The organism is Gemmobacter sp. (assembly GCF_016792925.1).
Classification (GTDB): domain Bacteria; phylum Pseudomonadota; class Alphaproteobacteria; order Rhodobacterales; family Rhodobacteraceae; genus Gemmobacter.
The window spans coordinates 1-8,171 of sequence record NZ_JAEULU010000113.1; the positions used below are offsets into that span (position 1 = coordinate 1).

General features: G+C 64.8%; 11 protein-coding genes and 1 pseudogene. 6 read left to right on the forward strand and 6 right to left on the reverse strand.

Features of this window, described 5'->3' with window-relative positions; genetic code table 11:
- The 3 genes from JNN06_RS05835 to JNN06_RS05845 form a co-directional block, all read left to right on the forward strand.
- The coding region (locus JNN06_RS05835) for a helix-turn-helix domain-containing protein (RefSeq protein WP_291238657.1) at positions 1-201 on the forward strand (201 nt) is incomplete at its 5' end.
- Positions 202-659: 458 nt separating this feature from the next.
- A complete protein-coding gene (locus JNN06_RS05840) occupies positions 660-968 on the forward strand; it encodes a hypothetical protein (RefSeq protein ID WP_291238667.1) in 309 nt (102 codons plus the stop codon).
- 74 nt (positions 969-1,042) lie between these two features.
- A complete protein-coding gene (locus JNN06_RS05845) occupies positions 1,043-1,831 on the forward strand; it encodes an exodeoxyribonuclease III (protein ID WP_291238658.1) in 789 nt (262 codons plus the stop codon).
- 254 nt (positions 1,832-2,085) lie between these two features.
- Here the strand turns inward: JNN06_RS05845 and JNN06_RS05850 are convergent, their stop codons facing one another.
- From JNN06_RS05850 to JNN06_RS05860, 3 genes are read right to left on the reverse strand one after another with little or no spacing between them, the layout of a single operon-like run.
- Entirely contained in the window at positions 2,086-2,262 is a 177-nt protein-coding gene (locus tag JNN06_RS05850) for a Trm112 family protein (protein WP_291238659.1), read from the reverse strand.
- Positions 2,259-2,900 (reverse strand): LON peptidase substrate-binding domain-containing protein, encoded by a 642-nt coding sequence (locus JNN06_RS05855; RefSeq protein ID WP_291238660.1) that lies wholly within the window; start codon positions 2,898-2,900, stop codon positions 2,259-2,261. The genes JNN06_RS05850 and JNN06_RS05855 overlap by 4 nt, the downstream gene beginning before the upstream one ends.
- Before the next feature lie 6 nt (positions 2,901-2,906).
- Positions 2,907-3,809 (reverse strand): co-chaperone YbbN, encoded by a 903-nt coding sequence (locus JNN06_RS05860; protein WP_291238661.1) that lies wholly within the window; start codon positions 3,807-3,809, stop codon positions 2,907-2,909.
- A gap of 118 nt (positions 3,810-3,927) precedes the next feature.
- Here JNN06_RS05860 and JNN06_RS05865 point away from each other — a divergent pair, with 118 nt between their 5' ends.
- Positions 3,928-4,557, forward strand: a complete 630-nt coding sequence (locus JNN06_RS05865; RefSeq protein ID WP_291238662.1) for an SGNH/GDSL hydrolase family protein — start codon at positions 3,928-3,930, stop codon at positions 4,555-4,557.
- On the opposite strand, the gene aroC is transcribed toward JNN06_RS05865, so the two are convergent.
- The gene (gene aroC, locus JNN06_RS05870; RefSeq protein WP_291238663.1) at positions 4,554-5,654 is read right to left on the reverse strand and encodes a chorismate synthase; all 1,101 of its coding nucleotides are present in this window, start codon (positions 5,652-5,654) and stop codon (positions 4,554-4,556) included. The two genes, JNN06_RS05865 and aroC, sit on opposite strands and share 4 nt — an antisense overlap.
- Before the next feature lie 130 nt (positions 5,655-5,784).
- Between aroC and JNN06_RS05875 the strand changes: the two genes are divergently transcribed.
- Both JNN06_RS05875 and yidD read left to right on the forward strand, forming a co-directional pair.
- Positions 5,785-6,456, forward strand: coding sequence for a hypothetical protein (locus JNN06_RS05875; RefSeq protein ID WP_291238664.1), 672 nt, complete (start codon positions 5,785-5,787; stop codon positions 6,454-6,456).
- Positions 6,453-6,746, forward strand: coding sequence for a membrane protein insertion efficiency factor YidD (gene yidD, locus JNN06_RS05880; protein ID WP_291238665.1), 294 nt, complete (start codon positions 6,453-6,455; stop codon positions 6,744-6,746). Before JNN06_RS05875 ends, yidD begins: the two co-directional genes overlap by 4 nt.
- Here the strand turns inward: yidD and JNN06_RS05885 are convergent, their stop codons facing one another.
- Both JNN06_RS05885 and JNN06_RS05890 read right to left on the reverse strand, forming a co-directional pair.
- Complete coding sequence (locus tag JNN06_RS05885) at positions 6,747-7,982, reverse strand: saccharopine dehydrogenase family protein (RefSeq protein ID WP_291238666.1); 1,236 nt, start codon at positions 7,980-7,982, stop codon at positions 6,747-6,749.
- A 51-nt stretch (positions 7,983-8,033) separates the two neighbouring features.
- Positions 8,034-8,171 (reverse strand): annotated as a pseudogene (locus JNN06_RS05890) (carboxynorspermidine decarboxylase); the annotation flags it as partial.

Genomic DNA, 8,171 nt, shown 5'->3' on the forward strand with positions numbered 1-8,171 from the left:
ATCCTGAAGTATCTGTATCGCGCCCAGCAAAGTGTTGTGGCCCGCGATGTGCTTTTGCATGAGGTCTGGGGTTACAATGCCGGGGTGACCACGCATACGCTGGAGACCCACATCTATCGGTTGCGCCAGAAGATCGAGCCCGATCCCTCGAATGCGCGGCTTTTGGTCACCGAAAACGGTGGCTATCGGCTTGTGGTGTGATCTTTCTGCAACGCGCGGGGATTCAGCCGAAATTAACGGTTATGGGTCTTATTGTTGTCAAAGGGCGCAACTATATCGGTTTTGCACGGAATGAAGGCAGTATTTGCCCCATCCCGCTTCGGTTCCCCTCGCCATATCGGGGTCATGATATGGCATCCTCCCTGTTGGACTGGCCGGGCTTCAAGCCCGGCCTTTTTTTATGCCGCAAAGCGTGATACAACCCTTGGGTGAGTGGCCCAACGGCAGTCAGCCGCTCACCTCCCTGAGGGTGACTGGCCGGGTTGCGTGATCCTCGCACCCGGCCACTTTTCTGCCCCCCGCGCGCCTGTTGCGCCATCCCCGGTTTCTGCTGCCAGATGCCGAATTTTCCCCCTGCGCATCCCCGTTGATTCCTGGCCTGCCTCGCCTAAATTGAAGGCATCGGCGCATGCCGCGCCGGATGTGGAGGCCCTGTGACCATGCGCATGATCCTCTCTGCGGCGATGATTTTGGGCCTCGCCAGCCCGGCTCTGGCCGAGGATGTCAGCTTTTCGCTGTCGAACATGACCGGGGCCGACCTGACCGAGTTTTACGCCACCCCTGTGGGCCATGAAAACTGGGAGCAGAACCTGTTGGGCATGCCCTCGCTGGGCGCGGGCAGTGCCGCGCAGGTCACCATTCAGGACGCGCAGGGCTGCGATTACGACCTGCGGATGGTCTTTGCCGATGGCGATGTGCTGGAGGGCGCCTCGAACATCTGCGAGACGACGGATTACACGATCCAGTAAGGCGCCCCGATCAGGCAAACAGCTTGCCGCGTTCCTCTGGCCCGCCTAGACAGGTGGGCCAAAGGAGAGCCGCCATGACCTTTACCCTTGCCACCTGGAACATCAACTCGGTCCGCCTGCGCGAGGCGCTGGTTTGCAAGCTGATGCAGGAAGAAGCGCCCGATGTGCTGTGCCTGCAAGAGATCAAGACCCCGATCGACAAGTTTCCGCTGGAGCAGTTTCACGCGCTTGGCTACCGCCATATCGTCGCGCGCGGGCAGAAGGGCTATAACGGTGTGGCCATCCTGTCGAAACTGCCGCTGGAAGATGCGGGCGAGCGCGATTTCGCCAGCCTCGGCCATGCCCGCCATGTGGCGGCGCGGCTGGAAAATGGCGTGACGATCCATAATTTCTATGTGCCTGCGGGCGGAGACATTCCCGACCGCGAGCAGAATGTGAAATTCGGCCAGAAGCTCGATTTCTTGACCGAGATGCGCGATCATTTCCATGCCGACCGGCCAGAGCGCGCCATTCTGGTCGGCGATCTGAACATCGCCCCGCGCGAGGATGACGTGTGGAGCCACAAGCAGCTGTTGAAGATCGTCAGCCATACCCCCATCGAGGTGGAGCATCTGGGCGCCACTCAGGATGCGGGCAAATGGGTGGATGTCACCCGGCAGGATATTCCGCAGGGCTTGCTATATAGCTGGTGGTCCTATCGTGCCGCCGATTGGGATGCGGCCGACAAGGGCCGCCGTCTGGATCACATCTGGGCCACGCCCGATATTTCCAATGCAGGCCATGGGTCGCGCATCCTGCGCCCGGCGCGGGGATGGGAGCAACCCTCGGACCATGTGCCGGTTTTCGCGAGCTTTGATTTGTGAGGTGGCGTTGAATTGGGCGGATCAGGAAAAGCACCGCTTTTCCCCGCCCGCTGTGGAAGCGCCTGAAGCAAGACCATTGCCACCAGAGCCGACAGAGGCCAGCGCCAGCCCCGGCGGGGGCGAAGCGCCCGCCATGGGCGGGGCGGGCGCTGGCCGGTGGCCTTTGGGGCCACCGGCGTCCGGGCTGAAAGGGCGTCGCATGGTCTCGGCGATGGCCGAGACCACGGTTACCGGCCCCCCCCCTCCGGTGGCAGTCAGTCCAGCTTGCGGGCTTCACCCACCAGCATGATCGGGATGCCGTCACGCACGGGGAAGGCCAGGCTCGCCGCGCGCGAGATCAGTTCCTGACGCTCGGCATCCCAAGTCAGCTGTGCCTGCGTCACCGGGCAAACCAGCGATTCCAGCATGCGGCGGTCGGTCGGGTCGGTCATTGCAGGGGGTCTCCTTCGGTGCCGCCGCGCAGGGCGATTTCCATCAGCGTCACCAGCGTCTCGCGCCGGGTCGACAGCGAGGGGGCCTCCAGCAGCGCCTGCTTGTCCGCCGCGCTGAACGGGCACAGCATGGACAGCGTGGTGATCAGCAGCTCGGGTTCGGCCTCCTTGAGGCCGTCCCAATCTGTCGAAAGCCCCTCGGCGTCGAAATAGCGCGCCAGCAGCTTGAGGAACCCGGCGCGGTCAAAGCCCGCATCGGTCTCGGCCCCCGCCAGATCGCGGGCAAAGGGCGCCCAATCGGCATGGAAGCGGCGATAGGGCGGAAAGCCCTGCACCTCCTCGCGCAGCCGAAACCGCGAAATGCCGGTCAGGGTGATCATATAGCGCCCGTCTTCCGTTTCGGAAAACGCGGTCAGCCGCCCGGCGCACCCAATGCTGTGCAACGCGGTGCCGCCGCCCGGCGTGTCATGCGGCTGCACCATGCCGATCAGCCGATGTTCGGTTTTCAGGCAATCGCTGAGCATCGCCAGATAGCGCGGCTCGAAGATATGCAGCGGCAGCCGCCCGCGCGGCAGGACCAGCGCGCCGGGCAGCGGAAAGACCGGGATCACCTCGGGCAGATCAAGCGGGCGCGGCATCTTGCGTCAGGCGTAGATCATCGACGACAGCCGACGGCGACCCTTCAGCACGATGGGGTCTTGCGGCTTCAGCGCGTCGAAGATGGTGAAAAGCTGGGTGCGGGCGGCGCTCTCGTTCCACTCGCGGTCGCGGCGGAACAGCTCCAGCAGCTCGTCCACCGCCTCTTCCACCTTGCCCGCCGCATTCAGCGCCACGGCCAGATCAAAGCGCGCCTGATGGTTGCCCGCATCGGCCTCCACCGCCGCGCGCAGCTCGGCCTCGGGGCCTGCATTGGCGGCTTGTTTGGTCAGCTCGATCTGGGCGCGCGCTGCCTCAACCTCCTTGGCGCCGGCGATCCTGGCGGGCACGCCGGCCAGAAAAGCCTCGGCCTGATCAAGGTTGCCCATCGCCAGTTGCGCCCGCACCAGCCCGCCAAAGGCCGCTGCATTCTCCGGCTCCTCGCCCAGAATGGCGGCAAAGATTTCAGCGGCCGAGGCGGCGTCGTCTTCGGTCAGGGCCTGTTCGGCCATGCTCAGCGCCTCGCCCAGGCCGCCATCGCCCGCCATCGCCGCCACGCGGTCGATGAACTTCTGGATCTCCGACCCCGGCAACGCGCCTTGAAAGCCATCGACCGGCTGGCCCTGCCAGAAGGCATAGACCGTGGGGATGGATTGCACGCGCAATTGGCCCGCGATCATCTGGTTCTTGTCCACGTCGATCTTGACCATCTTCACCCGGCCCTTGGCGGCGGTCACTGCCGCCTCCAGCGCCGGGCCAAGCGTCTTGCACGGCCCGCACCACGGGGCCCAGAAATCGACGATCACCGGCACTTCGCGGCTCGCCTCGATCACATCCTGCATGAAGGTCGCTTCGGAGCTGTCCTTGATCAGGTCGGATTTCGGGGTGGCAAGATCGGTTTGGCCAAACATCGGGGTCCTCATGCGCAAAGGCGTTTGCCCTTATATGGGGCGGGGCGCGTGAAAGGCCAAGGGGGTTTGCAGCGGCGAAGGCACCGGGTTAGCCTTGCCAAAACAACCGGAGCGCCGCATGCCCACGATCCTCACCTTTGGCGACAGCAACACCCATGGCACGCCGCCGATGACCAACCGGTTGCTGCATCACCGCCATGGCCGCGACATCCGCTGGCCGCAGGTCATGGCGCGGGCGCTGGACTGGGAGCTGGTGGAGGAAGGTCTGCCGGGCCGCACCGCCCAGTTTGACGACCCCGGCATGGATGGGCTGATGAACGGCCATCCGGCGCTGCGGCAGGCGCTGCAAAGCCATGGGCCGCTGGATGTGCTGACCATCATGCTGGGCACCAATGACGTGAAAACCCGCTTTGGCGCCACGCCCGAGCAGGTGATGGCGGGCATGGCGGGCCTGCTGGACCTCGCGACCAGCGCCGAGATGCAGGACCGTCAGGGCGGCTTTCGGGTGCTGCTGATCTGCCCTCCGCCGGTGGTGGAGGTCGGCGTGCTGGCGGCGGATTTCTGGGGCGCGGCGGCGAAATCGCAAGCCCTGCCGCCACTTTACGCAGCCCTTGCCGCCTCGCGCGGGGTGGGGTTTCTGGATGCGGGCCAGGTGATTGCCGTCAGCCCGGTCGATGGCGTGCATTTCGATGCCGCCGCCCATCTGGCGCTTGGCGCGGCGGTGGCCGAGGCGGTGCGGCGGCTTTAGCCGATCTCGCCCCGCACGCCGCCGGTTTGCCCGCGATCCATCAGCAGGTGATCCAGGATCACGCAGGCCATCATCGCCTCGCCCACCGGCACGGCGCGGATGCCCACGCAAGGATCGTGGCGGCCCTTGGTGATCAGCTCCACCTCGTCGCCGCCCGTGGTGATGGTGCGGCGCGGGGTGAGGATCGAGGAGGTCGGCTTCACCGCAAAGCGCACCACCACATCCTGCCCGGTGGAGATGCCGCCGAGAATGCCGCCCGCATGGTTCGACAGAAACTCCGGCCCATTGGCGCCCATGCGGATCTCGTCGGCGTTTTCCACCCCGGTCAGCGCGGCGGCGGCCATGCCCTCGCCGATCTCCACCGCCTTCACCGCATTGATCGACATCATCGCGGCGGCCAGATCGCTGTCCAGTTTCGCATAAAGCGGCGCACCAAGGCCCGCAGGCACGCCCGAGGCCACCACCTCGATCACCGCGCCGACGGAATTGTGGTTCTTGCGCAGGTCATCCAGATACACGGCCCAATCGGCGGCGGCGGTGGCATCGGGGCACCAGAACGGGTTCTGCTCGATCTGGGTCGCGTCAAAGCGCGCGCGGTCAATCTGATGCGGGCCGACCTGCACCATATAGCCGGTGATCTTCAGCCCCGGCACCAATTGCGCCAGCACTGCCCGCGCCACGCCACCGGCGGCCACCCGCGCCGCGGTTTCGCGCGCCGAAGACCGCCCGCCGCCGCGATAATCGCGCAAGCCATATTTCTGGTGATAGGTCAGATCGGCATGGCCGGGGCGGAAGGATTTGGCGATCTCGCCATAATCCTTCGACCGCTGGTCGGTATTCTCGATCATCAGCTGGATCGGCGTGCCGGTCGATTTGCCGTCAAAGGTGCCCGACAGGATGCGCACCGCATCCGGTTCCTGCCGCTGGGTGGTGAACTTGTTCTGGCCCGGCTTGCGCTTGTCCAGCCAGTGCTGCAAGGCGCCTGCCTCGATCTCTACCCCCGGCGGGCAGCCATCCACCGTGGCGCCAAGCGCCGGCCCGTGGCTTTCGCCCCAGGTGGTGACGCGGAACAGATGGCCGAAGGTGTTGAAGCTCATGGCGCTCTCCTGAGATTGCGGGGGTTTTAGGGCAAATGGCCCGACTGTGAAAGGGGGGCGCGCGAAAGGCCCACTGGACCTTGCCGCCCCGATCCCCGATCATGGCGCGCGCAAGTTTAAGGGGTGCAGGATGCAGGATACCGGCGTTTTCAAATGGGTCTGGCGGTTCAACGCCGTGGTGATCGCGCTCTGCGCGGCGGCGGCGCTGCTGCTGCTGGGGGGCGAGGTGATGCGCCCGATGTTCCGCGACGCGCCGCCGGAGGCGGTGGAGGTGGAGCCCGCGCCCGACGCGCCGCCGCAGCTGGCCTATGGAGCGCCCGAGCTGGGCGCCGGGGGGCTGATCATCCTGCCGGTGCAGCAAGGCCATGACAGCCGCGACAGCTATTCCAGCAAATATGGTGAGGTCTCGGTGGTGAATTACAGCTTCGTGCCGGTGCAAGGCCCGCAGCGCTGGTTCTTTGCGGGCAACCGGCAATTGGTGGTCAGCGAACAGGGCCTGCGCCGTCCGAAGGATCAGGCGCTGCTGGCGCGGGTGCTGGCGGTGGCGGCGAAAGACAGCGATGGCGACGGGCAGTTGACGCCCGATGACGCCCAGCACCTGCTGCTGACCAATGCCGATCTGCAAAACCCGGTGCTGCTGGCCGAGGGGATCAAGCGGCTCGTGCTGGCCGATTTCATCGCCGATGATGGCGCGCTGGTGATGATCGAGACCGAGAAGGGGCTGGAGGCGCTGCGCATCGCGCTGCCCTCGGGCCGGTTGGTCGGCCGCCAGCCCGTCGCCGCGCCCGAGGCCGCCAAGTGACACCGCTGGCCGCCCTTCTGGCCCTGCCGGTGCGGGCTTACCGGCTGGTTCTCAGCCCTTGGGTTGGGCATGGCTGCCGCTTTCAGCCGACCTGCTCGGCCTATGGGCTGGAGGCCTTGCAGCGCCATGGCGGCCTCAAGGGCGGGTATCTGATGGTCCATCGCGTTTGCCGCTGCCACCCTTGGGGCGGGCAGGGCTATGACCCGGTGCCGGGGGCAGACCCGGAGCATGACGCGGCACAGGATGGGCAAAAGCAAACGGCCCGCCGGGGGGCGGGCCGCAAGGAGTGATCAGAAGCTCAGCAGCCGGTCGCCATCCGCATCCTTGATGCGCGAGGGCAGGCCCATCTCGTTCAGCAGGTTGATGAACGGCTTGGGGTCCATCTCCTCGACATTGGCCATGGTGCCCACATCCCAGACGCCTTCCGCAATCAGGATTGCGGCGGTGACGGGCGGCACACCCGCCGTATAGCTGATGCCCTGCGACCCGACTTCCTCATAGGCCTCTTTGTGATCGGCCACGTTGTAGATGAGGATTTCGGTTTCCTTGCCATCCTTCAGCCCGCGCACCACATCGCCGATGCAGGTCTTGCCGGTGTAATTCGGCGCAAGGCTGGCCGGATCGGGCAGCACGGCCTTCACCACCTTCAGCGGCACGACCTCCAGACCCTCTGCCGTCTTCACCGGCTTTTCCGACAAAAGACCAAGGTTTTTCAACACGGTAAACACGTTGATATAGTGGTCGCCAAAGCCCATCCAGAACCGCACATCGGCATCCTTGTAGCGGTTGGACAGGCTATGCACCTCGTCATGCCCGGTCAGATAGGCCTTCTGATCGCCCACCACCGGCAGGTTCCAGACCTGACCCACCTCGAACATGCTATTCTCTTGCCAGGCGCCCTGCTGCCAGGAATAGACCGTGCCGGTGAATTCGCGGAAGTTGATTTCCGGGTCGAAATTGGTGGCGAACCATTTGCCATGGCTGCCGGCGTTGATGTCCACGATGTCGATCGAGGTGATCTTGTCCAGCATCCCCTCGGCCACCCGCGCCCAGGCATTCACCACGCCGGGGTCAAAGCCGATGCCCAGAATGGCGGTGACACCCGCCGCCTTGCAGCGGTCGCGGCGTTGCCATTCGTAATTGCCATACCAGGGCGGGGTTTCGCAGATTTTCTTGGGGTCTTCGTGGATCGCGGTGTCCATATAGGCCGCGCCGGTCTCGATGCAGGCCTCCAGCACCGTCATATTCACGAAAGACGAGCCCACATTGATGACGATCTGACAGCCGGTTTCCCGGATCAGCGCCGCCACCTCGGCCGTATCCATCGCATTCACGGCATGGGCCGCAAAGACGCCGGGCACTTTCATCGCGTTTTTCTCGTGGACGCTGGCGATGATGGCCTGACATTTGGCCTTCGTGCGGCTGGCGATATGCAGGTCGCCCAGCCGGTCGTTATATTGCGCACATTTATGCGCCACGACCTGAGCCACGCCACCCGCACCGATGATCAATACGTTCCGTTTCACTTCGAACCGTCTCCTTCAAGGACAGAGAGAAGCACCTCACTCAGCCCCGGATCACCCGAGGCTGGAGGCATAGTCGGCATAGCCGAATTCGCGTTTCAGGCTCAGCGAGCCATCCAGTTCCCGCACCACGATCGACGGCATCTTGACGCCGTTGAACCAGTTTTTCTTGACCATGGTATAGCCGGCGGC